This is a genomic window from Arcicella rosea, assembly GCF_014204325.1.
GTDB classification, from domain to species: Bacteria; Bacteroidota; Bacteroidia; order Cytophagales; family Spirosomataceae; genus Arcicella; species Arcicella rosea_A.
Genome location: NZ_JACHKT010000026.1, coordinates 56,149 through 74,882 on the forward strand (window position 1 = coordinate 56,149; position 18,734 = coordinate 74,882).

Below are 18,734 nucleotides of genomic sequence, written 5' to 3' on the forward strand. Positions count from 1 at the left end.
TTACTTTTCTTGTGTCAAGACAAGAAAAGTAAGGTCTATGAATAAGGAATAGACATTTTAAAGATAATAATTTAATAAATCATATATTAGACCCACTTCGGGGTCTGATTTGTGGTGTAGATTTAATTTTTATCTATAAACATTTAATCCCTTCGGGATTAGAAAATGTAAAACAATATAATCCTTTAAAAGAAAGTATTGCTTACTAAAAAAAATAAAAGAGCCTTGACAGTGTTATCTGTCAAGGCTCTTTTATTTTTTACTTTAGAGTCTCTTCATAAAACTCATCGGCTTCTTTTTTGAGTTTAATCAATGAAGCTTTATGAATATACATCATGTGTCCAGATTCAAAGTAAGTAAATTTAACGTTTTTACGTTGTTCTGGTCGCAAACCCATGTGTGAAACTACATATTCGGCCGCAAAATAGGGCGTTGCCAAATCGTAATAAGCAGAAGGAATCCATACTTTTAAATAAGGATTTTTTGCCATCGCTTGTCTTAACGTTTCTGCTACATTCAAGTACTTGTTTTGTACATTATTATAATTCCAAGGCTGAACACGTCCCGTCAACATCAAATAAGGTAAATCGTTTTCATACTTCAAATCCTGACGTAAATAGTTATTCACCGTCGTAGAATAAGGACCAGAGATAGTAGCATCTAAACTTGGGTCGAATTCATAACGTTCACCAACATTATCAAAGTCAATACCAGTAAAACGACCGTCCAAACGTCCAGCAGTTTTGCCTTCATCACGCAATAATTCTTTAGTGAATCTGCTAATTTCAATACGAAGGTTTGCATTTTTAATAAAGGTTTCTGAAATACCCGTAAGCTTACTTAATTTCTGTACAATCTTTTGTTTTTCGTCTTCTGGCAACAAATCACCTTTCATTAAAGCGGTAGCATATTCATTTAATGCAAAATGTTCAGCCTCACGCAAAGTTTTTTGTAAGTCACCTTGATATTCTTTAGCGATTTTCTTGTGATACCAAGCCATTGCGGTATAAGTAGGTATGTAAAGAATGTTCGGTAAATCATTTCCTTTGTCGAAAAGTATCGTTTGGAAATTCAACACCGAAGAAATCAACGAAATACCATTGATATACATATTGAATTTATCTTGAAGATAACCTGAAAGTCCCGCAGAGCGAGTAGTACCATAACTTTCGCCCGCTAAAAACTTAGGCGATGACCAACGACCGTTCTTTACAGTATATAATCTGATAAATTCTCCGACAGATTCAATGTCTTCTACGTATCCCAAAAACTGTTTTGGGTCTTCACCTTGCACAGCACGGCTATAACCAGTATTAATTGGGTCGATAAATACCAAATCAGTTTTATCTAACCAAGAATATTCGTTATTAATGTACTTATAAGGAGGTGCTAAAGCATCGCCTTTGTCGGACATTAAGATTCTTTTAGGGCCAATCGCACCCATGTGCAACCAAACCGAAGCAGAACCTGGCCCACCATTGAAAGTATAAGTGATAGGTCGTTTAGTAATATCAGTAACGCCATCTTTGGTATAAGCAATAAAGAATACATTGCCTTTAGCTTTGCCAGCTTCATCTTTTAAAACCATATAGCCAGTAGTGGCAGTATATGAAATCGCTTGACCATTAATAACAGTTTGATGTTTTGTAACAACTGGAGCAGGAGGGGGGAGAACAGGAGTATTAAGTTTTGATTCAGCCTTTTCTTGGGCAAAAGAACTGATGGAACAGAGCATTAATAAAAGTAAGAAATGTTTTTTCATTGATTTGTTAGTTAAATGATGATGAATGAATTGTAATTTTGTGTTTACTGAAATCTAAAATCTCATAGCTCAAGGCTCATTGCTTAAAGCTATGAGAAGATACTTATCAATTAAATTACAAAAACTTGATTACACATAGAGAATTATTCTTAAAAAATGTTGCCCAAACTTCAGATTTCCCATTGGCATTGGAAATTGAGAAAGCAGAAGGCGTTTATATGTACGGAAAAGACGGAAAACAATACATGGATTTAATTTCAGGTATTGGGGTGTCAAATGTGGGGCATCGTCATCCGAAAGTAGTAGAAGCGATTAAAAATCAAGTAGATAAATACTTGCATTTAATGGTTTATGGCGAATATGTTCAAAGTCCACAAGTAGAGTTGGCGGAGGCTTTGGTAAAAACACTTATTCCAAAAGTTGAAAATATTCAGCCATTGGATAATGTGTATTTTACTAATTCTGGAACAGAAGCCGTAGAAGGAGCAATGAAATTAGCGAAACGTTTTACGGGTCGTCAGGAAATAATTTCTTGTTTTAATGCTTATCATGGAGCTACACAAGGAGCTTTATCTTTATCAGGAAGCGAGAATTTTAAAAGAAATTTCCGTCCATTATTGCCAGAAATTAGAAATATTCGTCACGGAGTAATGGAAGATTTAGCTTTCATAACCGAAAAAACGGCAGCCATTATCATAGAAATTGTTGGGGGAGAAGCAGGAGTAAGGATTCCAAGTAAAGAGTATTTCTTGGCTTTAAGAAAACGCTGTGATGAAACTAAAACACTCTTGATTTTAGATGAAATTCAAAGTGGTTTTGGCAGAACAGGTACTTTCTGGGCTTTTGAACAATTTGAGATTTATCCAGATGTCTTATTATGTGCTAAAGGAATGGGAGGAGGAATGCCAATCGGTGCATTTATTGCCAATCATGAAGTAATGGCTGTGTTTAAAAACAATCCAATTTTAGGACATATTACTACTTTTGGTGGACATCCTGTAAGTGCAGCCTCTTCTTTGGCTACACTGAAAGTGATTTTGGAAGAAAACTTATTGGATGCAGTAAAGGCAAAAGCAGCGCTTTTTAAGTCTTTATTAGTTCACGAGAAAATCAAAGAAGTCAGAAATCAAGGTTTGATGATGGCGGTAGAATTTGAAGATTTTGATACATTAAAACCCATTATCGACCGAGCAATTGAAAAAGGCGTAGTAACAGATTGGTTTTTATTTTGTGATAATTCTATGAGAATTGCCCCGCCATTGATTATTACCGAAGAAGAAATTAGAAAAGCTTGTGAAGTGATTTTGGAAAGCGTTTAAGCGTTTAAAGTTGATGAGCTTATGAGTTTAAGGTTTATGAGAATATGGATTTAAGCGTTAATTCGATTATAAGTGAAAAATTTGGTTGTTAATGGTTATTAAAAAGTCATTTATATAGTTTGTGAGTATAAGTTATTGATTATTAGGATATTGAAGGCAATGAATGATTGTTCGTTTTGTGCTTCCCTTAGATAAAAAAGCTTATGTATTCATGATTTATATCTTTATGAAAGATGTAAATCATGATGTGCTGTTAGTCATTTTTTTATTCTGTAAACAAATCCTTTGTAGAGAGGTTCTATAGGTAATTTCTTATTATAAATATAGAATCGTATGTCAAAAAATATCTTAATCATAGGTGCAAGTTCAGGAATTGGAGAAGCTACTGCACAATTATTAATTAAACAAGGCTTTAATGTTTATTCAGCCTCACGTACTGCACCAACAATTACAACGGTCAAACATTTTACTTGGGATGCACTCAATCCAGACAACACTGTCTTTAATGAATTGCCAGATGTTTTGGATGGAGTTATCTATTGTCCGGGAACAATTAACCTAAAACCATTTGCAAGACTGAGTCAGGATGATTTCAAGAATGATTTTCAAATTAATGTTTTAGGTGCTGTTTCGGTAATTCAAGCAGTTTTGCCACGTCTCAAAAAAAGTAGTCGTGCATCCATTGTTTTATACAGTACTGTTGCAGTAAAAATAGGAATGGGTTTTCATGCTTCGGTAGCAAGTTCAAAAGGTGCGATAGAAGGTTTGACACGTTCTTTAGCAGCAGAGTTTGCTCCTAATAAAATCAATGTAAATTGTATCGCTCCTTCATTGACAGAAACACCATTGGCGAAAAATTTATTATCAAGCGAAGAAAAGAAAGAAGCATCTAATAAACGCCATCCAATAGGACGCTTTGGTAATGTATCAGATATTGCAAGCATGACATCATTCTTAATTTCAAACGATGCAAGTTGGATGACAGGACAAATTCTGAATATTGATGGAGGAATGAGTTCAATAAAAACGATGTAATTTTGCCTTTCAAATCAGAAAAGAGTAATTTCTAATAATTATTAACGACAGCATCAAAGTTTTCCGTACTTTGGTGCTGTTTCTATATTATCAATTATAACATACATTCTTAAACCCCAAAACTATGAGTGCTTTAATTATTTTAGTGGTTTTTGCCATTTTAATTGTTTTCTTTTCCATTGTGATTGTCAACCAAGGTACCGTTGCAGTCATTACAATTTTTGGAAAATACCAAAGAGTAATGACCCCTGGGTTGAATTTTAAAATTCCATTTGTTGAATTTATCTTCAAAAGAATCTCTATTCAAAACCGTTCGATGGAATTAGAATTCCAAGCTATTACTTCTGACCAAGCTAATGTGAATTTTAAAGCAATGTTAGTCTATGCTGTACTAAATCAGGAGGAACAAACCATTAAAAACGTAGCTTTTAAGTACATGGACGAGCGTTCTTTTATGCAAGCCTTAATTCGTACTGTTGAAGGAACAATTCGTGCTTTTGTGGCAACTAAAAAACAGGCAGAAGTACTGCTTTTACGTGGTGAAATTGTATTGAATGTAAAAAATGAATTAGATGAGACACTCGAACAATGGGGTTATCATTTAATAGACTTACAATTGAATGATATTGCTTTTGATGAAGCAATCATGCGTTCGATGGCACAAGTAGTAGCGTCCAATAATTTAAAAGCTGCTGCTGAAAACGAAGGACAAGCTTTATTAATCACTAAAACAAAGTCGGCTGAGGCAGAAGGTAATGCCATAAGGATTTCAGCAGAAGCTGAAAAAATTGCTGCACAATTGCGTGGTCAGGGTGTTGCCCTCTTCCGTGAAGAAGTAGCAAGAGGTATGGCAGAATCTGCGAAAGTAATGAATGAAGCAAATTTAGATGCTTCGTTAATACTCTTTTCGATGTGGACAGAAGCCGTAAAACACTTTGCAGAACAAGGACAAGGTAACGTAATTTTCTTGGATGGTTCAACCGAAGGAATGGATAAAACAATGAAGCAAATTATGGGTATTCAGCAATTGAAAGAAGGTGGTGATTATGTTGCACCTGCTTCGCCTAGTGGGAAGAAATAGTTCTCATTAACACTTAAAAGCGATTTTAATGTATGAAAAAAGTTCTGTTAGGTTTTACTATACTTTCTTTATTAGGTAGTTGTAGTACTTATAAACCATTTACATCGACTGTAAAACCAGAAGAGATTAAACAAATAGGAATATTTCCATCCTTAAATGTTCTAACATTTAAGGATGCTGATGAAAAGTCTAAAATTAACGAAATAGCTAAACAATTATCGCAAAATCTGGCTGTTAAAACAAAAGATAAAACAGAAAGTGTCCTAAACTTAGCTGAGGTTTCTTATAAACACATATCACTTAATGATGAAGAAGCTCATATTTTAGATAATGAATTGTCCCGTTACATAACCACATTTAATAAACTTGAGTCAATCAATTCAAGTCATCTTCCTGAAATTCTGAATACCCAAAAAAATAGAGATCTATTTAATAATATGGCTGTAACGGATAGTGTTGTTAATATATTGGAGAAAAACAATTTAAGATACGCACTATCTATTATCACTTTGGGTATAACTAGGACTCCAATTGGTGATGCTGAAAGACGATTAAACAATACAATAGGTTTTGTAATAGCTTCAAGTTTTGTGGCATTGACTGGTACTGGGTTTTGGAGAAATGAATTACCTTATACAAATTCTATGTATGCTGTAATTCTTGATGCCAAAGAGAAAAGACTCGCTTTTTTTAAATATAAAACTGAACTCATAGACCCTTTAAATGAAAAACTTACTACGGCACAACTATATTCTTGTTTTGAAGATTATTGGATTTGGTATCATCCTGAAGCTCAGAGGCATTTAAAAATCACAAAAAAATAAAAAATCATTTTATCAAAAAAGCGACACTAAAATGTCGCTTTTTTGTTTATTTTGTATAAGTAAAACCCCAAATTAATGCAATTCTCTCATTTACACTGTCATACGCAATACTCTCTCTTAGACGGAGCTTCTAAAATTTCTGGACTTTTTGCCAAAGCCAAAGCTGATAATATGCCTGCCGTTGCCATTACCGACCACGGAAATATGTTTGGTGCTTTTCAGTTTGTGGCAGAAGCAGGGAAACATGAAGGCGTAAAGCCAATCGTAGGTTGTGAGTTTTATGTGGTAGAAGACCGTTTTAAAAAGCAATTCTCGAAAGAACAAAAAGATAAGCGTTATCATCAATTAATGTTAGCGAAAAATGCCGAAGGCTATGCCAATTTGGTGAAACTTTGTTCTTTGGGTTATATCGAAGGACTTTACGGAAAATATCCTCGTATTGATAAAGAACTCATTTTAAAGTATCACAAAGGACTTATCGCCACTACTTGTTGTATTGGTGCGTCTGTTCCTCAAGCGATTCTGAGAGGAAGTGAAGATGAAGCTGAAAAGGAATTCAAATGGTGGTTGGATATTTTTGGGGAAGATTATTATGTAGAAGTACAAAATCACCAAATTCCAGACCAATTAAAGTGTAATGAAGTATTACTAAAATTTGCGAAGAAGTATAACGTAAAAGTAATTGCCTCAAACGATTCGCATTATTTAGACCAAAAAGATGCCAACGCACATGATATTTTATTGTGTATCAACACAGGCGAAAAACAGGCAACACCTACTTATAAAGATGTTGACGATGGAGAATCAGTAAAAGGAAAGCGTTTTGCTTTTTATAATGATGAATTTTACTTCAAGAATACGCAAGAAATGACCAAACTTTGGTCGCATATTCCAGAAGCGATTGATAATACGAATGAAATTGTAGGCAAAATTGATACACTTCGATTGAAGCAAGACATCATGTTGCCTAATTATGAAATCCCAGTTGGATTTCTTAGTCAGGATGATTACTTAGAATATCTTACTTGGGAAGGTGCAAGAAAACGCTACGGTGAAGCATGGGAAAGTATAGAAGTAAAAGACCGTTTGAGCTTTGAATTGCATACCATTCGCACGATGGGTTTCGCAGGTTACTTCTTGATTGTATCAGATTTTATCCGTGCTGGTCGTGAATTGGGCGTTTTTGTGGGGCCGGGTCGTGGTTCGGCGGCTGGTTCTGTGGTTGCGTATTGTATTGGTATTACGAATATTGATCCAATTAAGTATAATTTACTTTTTGAGCGTTTCTTGAATCCCGATCGTAAATCAATGCCCGATATTGATACGGATTTTGATGACGAAGGTCGTCAAAAAGTGATTGATTATGTGGTAGAAAAATACGGTAAACAACAAGTAGCACACATCGTTACTTACGGCACAATGGCGGCAAAAATGTCTATCAAAGATGTTGCCCGTGTGATGGATTTACCATTGAATGAATCCAATGAATTAGCAAAATTAGTGCCTGACAAACCCGGCACTAATTTAAACAGAGTAATGAATGCCCCATTAATTGGTGAAAAATCACTCGCTGAAAAAGAACAGTTCCAAGCAGAAGATATAGAAAACGTTAAGAAACTCCGTGAAATCCGTAGAGAAGGTTCTTTGCGTTCAAAAGTATTAGAAGAAGCTTTGGTTTTAGAAGGTTCTGTGCGTGGAACGGGTATTCATGCCGCTGGGATTATTATTGCTCCAAAAGATTTAACAGAAATCCTTCCTGTTTATTCATCTAAAGAAGTAAACTTATTAATTACACAATTTGAAGGAAAAATCATTGAAGATGCTGGCGTAATTAAAATGGACTTTTTGGGATTGAAAACCCTTTCAATTCTTAAAGAAGCCCTTCGTTTAATTAAGCAAAATCATGGTATTGAAATTGATTTAGATAGTATTCCGCTCGATGATGTAAAGACTTACGAGTTGTATCAAAGAGGAGAAACAAACGCTACTTTCCAGTTTGAATCTGGTGGAATGCAAAAGCACTTATTGGATTTGAAGCCCGATCAATTCTCGGATTTAATTGCCATGAACGCCTTGTATCGCCCCGGACCAATTGCTTATATTCCCAACTTTATTGCTCGTAAACATGGTCGTGAAGAAATCTCTTATGATTTACCCGACATGGAGGAATATTTGGCAGATACCTATGGCATTACGGTTTATCAAGAACAGGTAATGCTTTTGTCTCAGAAAATTGCAGGTTTCTCGAAAGGTGATGCCGACGTTCTGAGAAAAGCAATGGGTAAAAAAGACCGCTACACACTTGATAAAATGAAGAGTAAGTTTGTGGACGGTGCGAAAGAAAAAGGACATCCTGAAGATAAACTTAATAAAATCTGGACTGACTGGGAAGCATTTGCTCAATATGCTTTTAATAAATCTCACTCTACTTGTTATGCTTTTGTAGCGTACCAAACGGGTTACTTAAAAGCCCATTATCCATCTGAGTACATGGCTGCGGTAATGTCCAACTCTTTGGGTAACATCGAAAAGATTACTTTCTTCATGGAAGAATGTAGGAGAATGGGCTTACCTGTATTAGGGCCAGATATTAACGAATCTTATCGTTCTTTCGCCGTAAACAAAAAAGGTGAAATTCGTTTTGGTTTGGGAGCAATCAAAGGTACTGGCGATGCAGCGGTTGAAAGTATCATTGAAGAAAGAGATAAAAATGGTGCATATAAAGATATTTTTGATTTCGTAAAAAGAGTAAACCTTAGAACTGTTAATAAAAAGACCTTAGAAAGTTTGGCTTATGGCGGAGGTTTTGATTGTTTTGATGACATTCATCGTGCAATTTATTTTGCGGATGTTGAAGGAAGTAATTTTATCGAAAAAATCATTCGTTACGCCAACAAAGCTGTTGAAGTAGCAGCTTCTGCACAAGGTTCGCTTTTTGGAATGCTTGGGGAAGGTGGCGGTGGTGACTTAGCAACACCAAAAATCCCATCCATTGAAAAATGGGGACAAATGGAAAAACTCAAGTTTGAAAAAGAAGTAGTCGGAATTTATATTTCTGGTCATCCGCTGGATGAATATCGTCTGGAATTAGAAAGTTTCTGTACTTGTACGTTAGATAGAGTAATGGAGCCGATTTTCAGAGGAAAAGAAGTTTCTGTGGGTGGTATTGTTACAAAAGCGATTGAAAGGTATTCTAAAAATGGAAATCCGTTTATGCTTTTTACTTTGGAAGACTATAATGGAAGTTATGAATTTGCTTTATTTGGGGAAGATTTTGTAAATCTTTCAAAATACATTGCTCCAGACCGTTTTCTATACATTAAAGGACAAATCAAAAACCGTTGGGGACGACAAGATGAATGGGAATTTAAACCTGTTTCGATTCGATTGTTGTCAGAAATTAGAAATCAGTTTTCGAAAGAATTAAAAATAAACATAGGGTTACAGCAAGTTAATAATGTCTTTATTGAACATTTGAATAAATTAGTGGCTAAGAATCAAGGCACTTGTAATTTAACATTGACAGTTTATGACCCAGAAGATAAAGTAGAAGTAACGATGCTTTCCAGAAAAAATAAAATTTCACCAAGTAATGAATTCCTGAATGAATTACAATTAATTCAAGGATTGACGTATAAACTTAATTAGTTGTTAGTTAGTGAATTGTGATTTAGTGATTAGAGTATAAATAAAATAATTTATTGTAATTGTATGCTAGTAACTGTAAGAGTTTCCATACAACAATTATTAAAAGAAAATTAATCACTAAATCACAATTCACTCATTCACAATTTTCTCAATTACTCTCATAAACCTCAAAAATCAACATGATTAAAAGATTTTTTGCAATTGCTTTATTTGGCTATTTTTCTTTTGCTTGTAGTTCAGGGAAAAAGGCTTTAGAACAAGGAAATTATGATGGAGCTGTTGAAACTGCGATTGGGAGATTGCAGAAAAGCCCAACAAATACAAAAGCTCAAAAAGTATTAAAAGAAGCTTTTCCTGCTGCTGTGAACTTTCACCTTTCAAAAGTAGAGAACTGGAAAAATTCTCAAGAGCAATTTCGTTGGGAACGGGTTGTGGCTGAATACAAACAAATTCATGCTTTAACAGACGAATTGGTGAATTGCCAAGCTTGTTTAAAAGTAACAGGTACTCCCAGAAGATACTTTGATGATTTGCAAACTGCTAGGATTTTAGCGGCAGATGAACGTTATGCAGTTGGGCAATCTGCTTTAAAGCAAGCTTATGATAACCGTCAAGCCGCTAAAGATGCTTTTTATAATTTCTCAGTCGTAGAAGAATTACTTCCAACTTACAAAGGAATTAAAAATAAACTCGATGAATCTTATGAACTAGCCAGTATAGATGTAGTTGTAGAGCAAGTAAGTGTTCATTCTCCAACTTATGCGTTGAGTAATGAGTATTTTCAAGGGAAAATCAATGAATTTCTTCGCACTAATCCAAAGTTAAATCAATTCGTCCGTTTCCATTCGCCAGAAATAGCTGAACAAAATAAGTTAAAGCCTGATCATATTATTCGTTTGCAATTTGATGATTTTATAGTTGGTCAAACTTATGTTGAAACTAATACAAACACTGTAACCAGTAAAGACAGCGTAAAAGTTGGTGAAACAACGGTGAATGGAAAGAAAATTGCGGTGTTCAATAAAGTAACTGCTAAATTAACGCAATCCAGAAAAGCGGTTACTTCTAAAGGAATTTTAGATTTTCAGGTCATTGATTTTAAAACGAAACAAAAAATCTATCAAGATAAAATCGGTGGTGAGTTTGTTTGGGTAAATGAATGGGGGAATTTTAATGGTGATGAAAGAGCTTTAACGAAACAACAGCTTAGTCTAACGAGAAACAAAGAGCTTTTGCCTCCACCACCTCAGCAATTATTTACTGAATTTACAAAGCCTATTTATGATCAAATTACCCGTAAAGTAAAAAAATACTATGAAAATTATTGAAATATATTATATTAAATAATTGATTATCAATACGAATGTGTAATTCTCTCTTGTTTCAATAAAATACAGGAACTAAGATATTAGAACATTTTGTTCTAACTTTGAAAAAAGAAATTAACTTAATTAAAAAATAAAATGGGAAAATACGTAATAGCAACCGATGATAATTTTCAAGAATTAATCAATTCAGATAAACCAGTTTTAGTGGATTTTTGGGCAGAATGGTGTGGACCATGTAAAATGATTGGACCAATTGTTGAAGAATTAGCTGGTGATGTAGAAGGACAAGCAATCGTTGCTAAAATGGACGTTGATGCTAACTCAACTGTTCCTTCAACTTTAGGAATTCGTTCTATTCCTACATTATTGATTTTCAAAAATGGTGAATTGAAAGAAAGATTAGTAGGTGGAAATATTCCAAAAGCTGTGTTATCACAAACACTTTTGAAACATGCATAATTTTTTGAGTTTATGAGCTTAAAGTTCATGAGTAAAAATTTACAAACAAAAGCGGTCAAATTGATTTTCAATTTGACCGCTTTTGTTTTACGCTTATTTTTCAAGCATTAAATACCTTTTTATTAGATAAATTAAAGTATTGTTGAAAACCTTGAATAGTATGAACTCTAAAAAAACTATTTGAACGATAGTTAATCAAGATAAAAGTGAAAAGTTTATTTTTATTGGATTTTTAAAATATTCTACCCTTTATTTTCTTGAGTTTAATAACAACATTCCTCATCTAAGTAAAGAATTGAAAATTAACTCATGTTCAGAAAATAATCTTAGTAATTTGCATTGTCAAAATGATGTTTTGACAGCATAAATTCTATAATTACTAATTGAATAACCTTATTTAAACACAAACATTTGTCTATTATAGACTCTCTATCATGAAAACAAAATTACTATCTACAGTACTTGGAATTAGTTTATTAATCTCATCTTGCTCCTCTGAACTATTAGTTGATGAAAAGATGAATGGTGATTTTAACAGTTTAAAAGTCCCTACTGGCTTTAATTGGAACACTTCACGAGAGGTGAATTTTTCCATCAAAATTGCTGATGTTCGTTTCAACAATGCTAAACATGTTATTTCGATTTACAGTTCAGTACCCAAAACAGGCATAAATCCTATTTCAAGAGGAGCGGCTTCTGTATCATCCCCCTTCAATACTAAAATTTCAGTAGCTTCTAGTTTGAAAGAACTGTATGTTGTGAGAACATCTCCTGATGGTTTGAAGACAACAGAAAAAGTTTCACTTGATAACTCATCTCAATTAAATTTAGTTTTAGGTGGCGTTTCTTCTGGTAGAATTGCTGCAAGTGATGTTAATTTAACATCCAATTATCAATCAATCGTTACAGAAACTAGTCCAGATTGTAATACAGGCTGTAACACGACAATTGATGAAAATACTTCTAACAAAAATCTAACGCTTGATTCAAAAACGATTTGTTTGACTGGTAGTAATTACACAGTAAATGTTACTTCAATTAATCCTGTTGGTGGAGGTACTATACGTGTATGTGGTAATAATATTACTATCAAAAACTTGACATTAGATGGTAGTTTATACTATAATCTTGTGGTAACCACTGGTGCTTCTGTTACTTTAAATAGTTTTACTTGGGGGTCTTCAAATGCTACGATAAAAAACTTTGGTACGCTTAATGTTGCGAATACTTCATCATTGAGTATGTCAGGAAGTTTGAAAAATTTTGGAACAATAAATTTTGATAATAGTATTTCAACAGGAGGACGCTCTACGTTTTCTAATGGAGGTACAATTAATGTAAAAGGTAGTTTTACTCCATTTGCATCCATTACTAACAATGGAGAGTTTGTTGCTGATGGAGCTGTTACATTAAATTCAAATGGATTGTCCTTTACAAATAATGGTAACTTTTCAAGCAAAAGTACTTTGACTGTAAATAGTAATGTTACATTGACAAATAATGGTTATTTGTCGGCAAATAATATGCAGGTACTTAATTCAAGTAATGTTTATAATAAATGTCAATTAGTTGTAAAAAATAATTTGACAATTGATAACGGCTTTTATATCAATAGTTACGTTTTTGTTGGAAATAATACCGTTATTAATGGTAGAGCTATTGTTCAACTTTTTAATGGATCTTTGTTTGTAACGAAAACAATCACTGTTTTTGATGGACATTTAGATGGTCAAGGTTCAAACTATTCTTTATTTAAAGTAACAAGTAGTTCACCTAATCTTACAGGAGGGAAGGCACCAAAAATCACAGGAACAATTCAATATGCTGAACCTAGTGGTACAATGTTAGCGTCACATTTTGATGTGTATGCAAAATCAACAACAGGTGAAGGGATTTATATTCCAAAAACATCTTGTAATGAAGGAAATGGAACAGCCCCAGTCGTTTTAGCTGATACTGATAATGATGGAGTTATAGATGTGGAGGATAATTATCCTAATGATGCTTCAAAAGCTTTTGACAATTACTCAACTCCATCAACCGTAGCTTTTGAAGACCAATGGCCATATAAAGGAGATTATGATTTGAATGACGTTGTGCTTTCATATAGTTATCAAATTGTTACGAATGCTTCGAACAAAGTGGCACAAGTTAAAGCAAACTACACGCTTAAAGCTGCTGGAGGAAGTTTACAAAATGGAGCAGGTGTACAATTTAATTTACCGAAAGGAACTGCAAAAAACTTTGTCTCAAGTACTGGTGCTGAATTAGAAGCTGGTCAAGATAGCGTTGTTGTGCTTCTATTTAAACAAAGTGGGAATGAGCTAGGAGGTTGGAATACTTTCTCTGGAAAATCTGTTAGTCCTAAAAGTTATTCATTTTGCTTTGATTTAGTTGATGGACCTTCACTATCAACCTTTGGCATAGGTTCATATAATCCTTTTATATGGGATAATGGGTCAACTTCTGGGCAATTACGCAAAGAAACCCATTTATTAGGTAAGTATCCTACAAAACTCATGAATACTAAGATGCTTGGAACGATGGATGATGCATCTTTAACGAATAAATATTTCAGTACTAGCAATGGTCTCCCTTGGGCAATTGAAGTTTCAACAAATGACTTTAAATATCCAGTCGAGTTTACAAGTATTTCTAGTGCATATTTAAAATTCGCAAACTGGGCAACTTCTGGAGGGACGTTGAGCACGGATTGGTATTCAAATCCTGCTAATAGAATAGATTCAAATATTTATAGAGCAAATTAATAATAGGTATTAGTCATAAAAAAGCTTCGAGGAATTCCTCGAAGCTTTTTTATTGTTTACTTAATCGCTTTTCTCTCAACACCTTCATTGGTAATGATTACTGGTTTAATCAAACTATTTTCATCAAAAATCATTTTATCAATACAAGCTAAATCTTTGGATGAAAGAGCATCGAAAAATACTTGTTTATTATAAGTGTCTAAGCAACTAAAATAAAGAGTAATACTGAGAGTAATTTTTTCATGATTTGAAATGAAAAAATTTTATAGATAATTGGATAATTGAGCCTCAAACATAGCATTTGAGTACAACAAAGAAATCATAAAAACTTTTTGAAAGACAACAATAAACAAAATCTTTGATTGGTAAGTACATTTTACTGAAATTGTATTTTTAAAGTTGATAAAAACTTAAGCCATTATTTATGAAAAATATTTCTTCAAGAAGAGTTTTTTTACAAACCTCTGCGATATCAGCTTTTATTATGGGCTTGAAAAGTAATGCTGTTTCTTCTAATAATTTTGAGATGGAAACAAAACTTACTTTTCTTTTTCAGGGAGATTCTATTACGGATGGAAACAGAGGTAGAAATACCGACCCCAATCATATTATGGGACATGGTTATGCGTATGGAGTAGCTAGTAGGATAGGAGCTGATTTTCCTGAAGCTGGTTTTACTTTTTATAATAGAGGGATTAGCGGTAATAGAATTCCAGATTTACAAAAACGTTGGAAAGAAGAAACACTTGATTTAAAACCTGACGTGTTGAGTTTGTTAATCGGTATTAATGATGTAAATGCTTTAATTCGTAAACCAGAGGAGGCACCCAATCTTGAACAATTTGAAATTGGTTATAGAGATTTACTAGATCAGTGTAAACAAAATAACCCGAATATTTTATTTGTATTGGGTATTCCATTTGTCTATGCCATTAAAGGGAGAAAAGATAATTGGGACATTTGGCAAAAAGAAACAAACGCCAGAGCCGAGGTTATCAAAAAAATTGCAGAAGAATATGATGCTGTGTTGATTGATTATCCTTCAATGTTTGAAAAAGCTTTTAAAAACGCACCAGATGAATATTGGGTTTGGGATGGTATTCACCCAACTGTTTTTGGACATGAATTGATGGCTCGTGAATGGATTAAAGCTGTAAGTAAAAGATTAAAGTTTCTGAAAAAGTATCAATATTAAATGAATGGTAGCCTTCGGATATGAAGGCTATTTTTTTGATTACACCGCATTCCTTTACTTAATGCTCAGAAGAGTAGTCCGTTTTTTGATTTTGACACTAAAAAGACCGAAATTTGCAAATAAAATCTAATTCATCAATTTAATAAAAATACAATGCACATTGCCGTAACTGGAAATATCGGAGCTGGGAAAACATCACTAGCGAAAAAATTAGCAGATCATTTTGGATGGGAAGTATTATTTGAAGCTGTGGAGGGAAATCCGTATTTAGCTGATTTTTATGGAGATATGCCACGTTGGGCTTTTCATTTGCAATTGTATTTTTTGAAAAGTAGATACGAACAAGTATTACAAATTCAACAATCGAATAAAAGAATTATTCAAGATAGAACGATTTATGAAGATGCTTACATCTTTGCTCAGAATTTATACGAAGGCGGAATCATGTCAGAAAACGATTATCTTACTTATAAAGGAATCTTCGATTTGATGATGACTTCTGTAAAAGCACCCGATTTAACGATTTATTTAAAAGCGGATATGCCAAAATTGGTTTCTCAGATTAAACAAAGAGGAAGAGATTTTGAAGCAAATATTTCTATTGAATATTTACAAGATTTGAATAGGCACTATGATAACTTTACCGAAAGCTATACTTATGGTAAATTATTGATTTTAGATGTTAATGAGTTGGATTACTTAAATAATGCGGAAGATTTGGCTTTTGTCATTAACCAAGTGGACAAAGCTTTACTTTATGAAACACCTCCACGTCCCAAACCGCTGACAATCCCTTCTTTATTCGATAAGTCTGAGTAAATTTTCAGCCTTAATATTTACCGTTTAAAGTAAATAAATATCATTTTGAATTTATTTACGAAAATGTTCGTAGATAAATTTGTTAATACGAATTCTTTCGTAGTATATTTGTTACGAAATTATTCGTAACAAATATTATTATTGAAATGGAACCTATCAAACCTACAGAATCAGAATTACAAATTCTTCAAGTACTTTGGTCATTGGGTCAAGCCAGTGTCAGACAAGTAAATGATGAACTTTCTAAAGTAAGAGACATTGGCTATACAACAACTTTGAAGTTACTTCAAATCATGTTTGAAAAGAAAATTGTTTCACGTATAGAGGAGGGACGTTATCACTTGTACGAAGCCGCAATTACTGAAGAAGCTACGCAACAATTTTTAGTTGACAAATTTGTGGATACAGCTTTTCGTGGTTCAGCCATGAAGTTGGTGATGCAAACTTTGGGAAATCATCAAGCCTCGAAAGAAGAATTAGATGAAATCAAAAAACTAATTGCTCAAATTGAACAAAATGCCTAAACCTAATTTAACAAACCTCATATTTAACCCCTTTCTAAATCAATGAACTCAATTTTGAATTTTTTTCCAGAAAATGTAATGTCAGCCGTTGGTTGGACATTACTTCACTCAGTTTGGCAATTAATGGCACTTGCCATTGTTTTAAAGGCTGTTTTCATTTTTTCAAAAAACTCAGCCATTAAGAAATATTGGTTTGGTTTTGCGAGTTTACTTTTTCAGGTTTTTGCAAGCATCATTACTTTTTTAATTGTTTTTGAAGAAAATTCGGTGTCATCAATCACTCAAACTAATCTTACTTTCGATAAAATAGCTCAGGCAAATCTAAGTACATCATCTACAATTACCTCAAATACAAGTGTTTGGATGGATTTTCAGGTATTGTTTTCAGAAAATGTAAATCTGTTAGTAACAGCTTGGATGATTGGAATGTTATTTTTGTCTGTCAGGTTGATGGGAGGTTATTTTTATACGGAACAATTACGTTGGAAATACACCAAAACCATTCAAGGCGACACGTTAGTGCTTTTTAATCAGCTTTTAGAAAAAGTAAAGATTAAAAAAGGAATTAATCTGTTAGAATCTTCTTTGGCAACTAGTCCAATGACGATTGGTTTCTTGCAACCAGTTATTTTATTACCAATTGGTTTAATCACAGGATTGTCAAACAATGAACTTGAAGCCGTTTTGGCTCATGAACTGGCACATATCAAACGTCATGATTATTTAGTAAACATCATACAGTCATTGGTTGAAATTTTATTTTTCTTTCATCCTGCTACTTGGTGGATTTCTGCAAATATTCGTGAAGAAAGAGAAAATTGCTGTGATGATTTAGCGATTGAGTTATGCGGAAATAATGTCCATTTAGCGAAAGCATTAACTAAAGTTGAGATTTTTCAACAACAAACAAATATGTCTTTAGCGATGGGTTTTGCAGGTAAGAAACAAACTTTGTTAGGAAGAGTACATAGAATTTTAGGAGTAAAGAAAACGAAATCAGTGAATTATGCAGGTATTATTATAATGTCTTTATTTGCTTTGACTACATTTGTTTTTGTGAATTTACCTAATAATGCTGATGCTCAAACAAGCCCACAAACGCCTAAAACTTCTAAAAAGACAGTTACCACAACGACTAAAGTCACTAAAAAAACATCAAGGAGTGTAAGCGTTAAATCCGACTTCAATAATAACCTAAATATTTCAAATGGAAATATCTATGTGAATGGAGAAAGGATACATCTTTCACCGTCAGATAGTATCAAAGTTGCAAAAGAGTTACAAGCCATTGAAATACTTGAAAAGAAAATGGAACCTCATCAGAAAAAAATTGAAACACTTTCAAACCAAATTGCTGTTTATAGCCAGCAAATAAATGAGCATAGTCAGCCAATGAATGATTTTTCAATTAAAATTTCTGAATTGAGTAACAAGTTGTCTAAGTTAGGCGAAAAACAAGGAAGTATTGCTGAAAAGATGATGTCTTATAAAGAGGGTTCTCAAGCTAGAAAAAATGCTGAGCAAAGTATGAATCAGATTGAAAAAGAAATGAAGATAATTGAACAGCAAATGGAAAAGTATGGTGATGAAATGGGAAAAATAGGAGAGAGAATGAATTTCAACAGCGCTCCAATTGACAGTCTGAGTAAATTAATTGAGCTAGAAGCGAAACCAATTGAAGCTTTGGGGAAAGAAATGGAATTACATGCTAAAGAAATTCATAAAGTACTTCCAGCCTCAGTAAGAGCAAAAATTAATAGTGCTTTTAACTCAATTCCTGACTTCCCAGAAGCTCCAACGCCGCCAACACCTCCAGCACCAGCTTCGTTTCCAACACCTCCTTCGCCACCAAGTATTAAACCTTAAAATATTGAAATAATAAACATGAGTCATCCCGAATTTTCTCTTGAAAAAGTGAATTTTAAAAGATTTCAATGTTTTTTGGATTGGTTCTCGTCCTTACTTTTTGCCT

At 33.5% G+C, this 18,734-nt stretch carries 13 protein-coding genes; 12 read left to right on the forward strand and 1 reads right to left on the reverse strand.

The annotated features are described in order from the left end of the window. Positions 1–259 precede the first annotated feature (259 nt). Positions 260–1,762 carry a S10 family peptidase gene (locus HNP25_RS16040; RefSeq protein ID WP_184135738.1) on the reverse strand — a complete coding sequence of 501 codons (1,503 nt, stop codon included), beginning with the start codon at positions 1,760–1,762 and terminating at the stop codon, positions 260–262. 128 nt (positions 1,763–1,890) lie between these two features. Here HNP25_RS16040 and HNP25_RS16045 point away from each other — a divergent pair, with 128 nt between their 5' ends. The 12 genes from HNP25_RS16045 (at position 1,891) to HNP25_RS16100 (ending at position 18,628) form a co-directional block, all read left to right on the forward strand. After that, the gene (locus HNP25_RS16045) at positions 1,891–3,081 is read left to right on the forward strand and encodes an aspartate aminotransferase family protein (protein WP_184135757.1); all 1,191 of its coding nucleotides are present in this window, start codon (positions 1,891–1,893) and stop codon (positions 3,079–3,081) included. A 333-nt stretch (positions 3,082–3,414) separates the two neighbouring features. Next, complete coding sequence (locus tag HNP25_RS16050; protein ID WP_184135740.1) at positions 3,415–4,116, forward strand: SDR family NAD(P)-dependent oxidoreductase; 702 nt, start codon at positions 3,415–3,417, stop codon at positions 4,114–4,116. Positions 4,117–4,240: 124 nt separating this feature from the next. After that, entirely contained in the window at positions 4,241–5,197 is a 957-nt protein-coding gene (locus HNP25_RS16055) for an SPFH domain-containing protein (protein ID WP_184135742.1), read from the forward strand. Between the two features lie 32 nt (positions 5,198–5,229). Then, on the forward strand, positions 5,230–6,021 hold the full coding sequence (locus tag HNP25_RS16060; protein ID WP_184135743.1) for a hypothetical protein: 792 nt from the start codon (positions 5,230–5,232) through the stop codon (positions 6,019–6,021). A 75-nt stretch (positions 6,022–6,096) separates the two neighbouring features. Beyond that, positions 6,097–9,669, forward strand: coding sequence for a DNA polymerase III subunit alpha (gene dnaE / locus HNP25_RS16065; RefSeq protein ID WP_184135745.1), 3,573 nt, complete (start codon positions 6,097–6,099; stop codon positions 9,667–9,669). 179 nt (positions 9,670–9,848) lie between these two features. Next, the gene (locus HNP25_RS16070) at positions 9,849–10,997 is read left to right on the forward strand and encodes a hypothetical protein (RefSeq protein WP_184135747.1); all 1,149 of its coding nucleotides are present in this window, start codon (positions 9,849–9,851) and stop codon (positions 10,995–10,997) included. Between the two features lie 135 nt (positions 10,998–11,132). Continuing rightward, positions 11,133–11,456 carry a thioredoxin gene (trxA, locus tag HNP25_RS16075; RefSeq protein WP_184135749.1) on the forward strand — a complete coding sequence of 108 codons (324 nt, stop codon included), beginning with the start codon at positions 11,133–11,135 and terminating at the stop codon, positions 11,454–11,456. A gap of 434 nt (positions 11,457–11,890) precedes the next feature. Then, positions 11,891–14,224 (forward strand): LruC domain-containing protein, encoded by a 2,334-nt coding sequence (locus HNP25_RS16080; RefSeq protein ID WP_184135751.1) that lies wholly within the window; start codon positions 11,891–11,893, stop codon positions 14,222–14,224. A 424-nt stretch (positions 14,225–14,648) separates the two neighbouring features. Then, positions 14,649–15,419 carry an SGNH/GDSL hydrolase family protein gene (locus HNP25_RS16085; RefSeq protein WP_184135752.1) on the forward strand — a complete coding sequence of 257 codons (771 nt, stop codon included), beginning with the start codon at positions 14,649–14,651 and terminating at the stop codon, positions 15,417–15,419. Between the two features lie 153 nt (positions 15,420–15,572). After that, a complete protein-coding gene (locus HNP25_RS16090; RefSeq protein WP_184135754.1) occupies positions 15,573–16,238 on the forward strand; it encodes a deoxynucleoside kinase in 666 nt (221 codons plus the stop codon). Between the two features lie 155 nt (positions 16,239–16,393). Further along, positions 16,394–16,762, forward strand: a complete 369-nt coding sequence (locus HNP25_RS16095; RefSeq protein WP_184135759.1) for a BlaI/MecI/CopY family transcriptional regulator — start codon at positions 16,394–16,396, stop codon at positions 16,760–16,762. 42 nt (positions 16,763–16,804) lie between these two features. Further along, positions 16,805–18,628 (forward strand): M56 family metallopeptidase, encoded by a 1,824-nt coding sequence (locus HNP25_RS16100; RefSeq protein WP_184135755.1) that lies wholly within the window; start codon positions 16,805–16,807, stop codon positions 18,626–18,628. Positions 18,629–18,734: the final 106 nt, after the last annotated feature.

Coding starts and splice junctions, on each gene's coding strand:
- HNP25_RS16040 (WP_184135738.1), bottom strand. CDS start 1,762: ATGAAAAAACATTTCTTACTTTTATTAATGCTCTGTTCCATCAGTTCT.
- HNP25_RS16050 (WP_184135740.1), top strand. CDS start 3,415: ATGTCAAAAAATATCTTAATCATAGGTGCAAGTTCAGGAATTGGAGAA.
- HNP25_RS16055 (WP_184135742.1), top strand. CDS start 4,241: ATGAGTGCTTTAATTATTTTAGTGGTTTTTGCCATTTTAATTGTTTTC.
- HNP25_RS16060 (WP_184135743.1), top strand. CDS start 5,230: ATGAAAAAAGTTCTGTTAGGTTTTACTATACTTTCTTTATTAGGTAGT.
- dnaE (WP_184135745.1), top strand. CDS start 6,097: ATGCAATTCTCTCATTTACACTGTCATACGCAATACTCTCTCTTAGAC.
- HNP25_RS16070 (WP_184135747.1), top strand. CDS start 9,849: ATGATTAAAAGATTTTTTGCAATTGCTTTATTTGGCTATTTTTCTTTT.
- trxA (WP_184135749.1), top strand. CDS start 11,133: ATGGGAAAATACGTAATAGCAACCGATGATAATTTTCAAGAATTAATC.
- HNP25_RS16080 (WP_184135751.1), top strand. CDS start 11,891: ATGAAAACAAAATTACTATCTACAGTACTTGGAATTAGTTTATTAATC.
- HNP25_RS16085 (WP_184135752.1), top strand. CDS start 14,649: ATGAAAAATATTTCTTCAAGAAGAGTTTTTTTACAAACCTCTGCGATA.
- HNP25_RS16090 (WP_184135754.1), top strand. CDS start 15,573: ATGCACATTGCCGTAACTGGAAATATCGGAGCTGGGAAAACATCACTA.
- HNP25_RS16100 (WP_184135755.1), top strand. CDS start 16,805: ATGAACTCAATTTTGAATTTTTTTCCAGAAAATGTAATGTCAGCCGTT.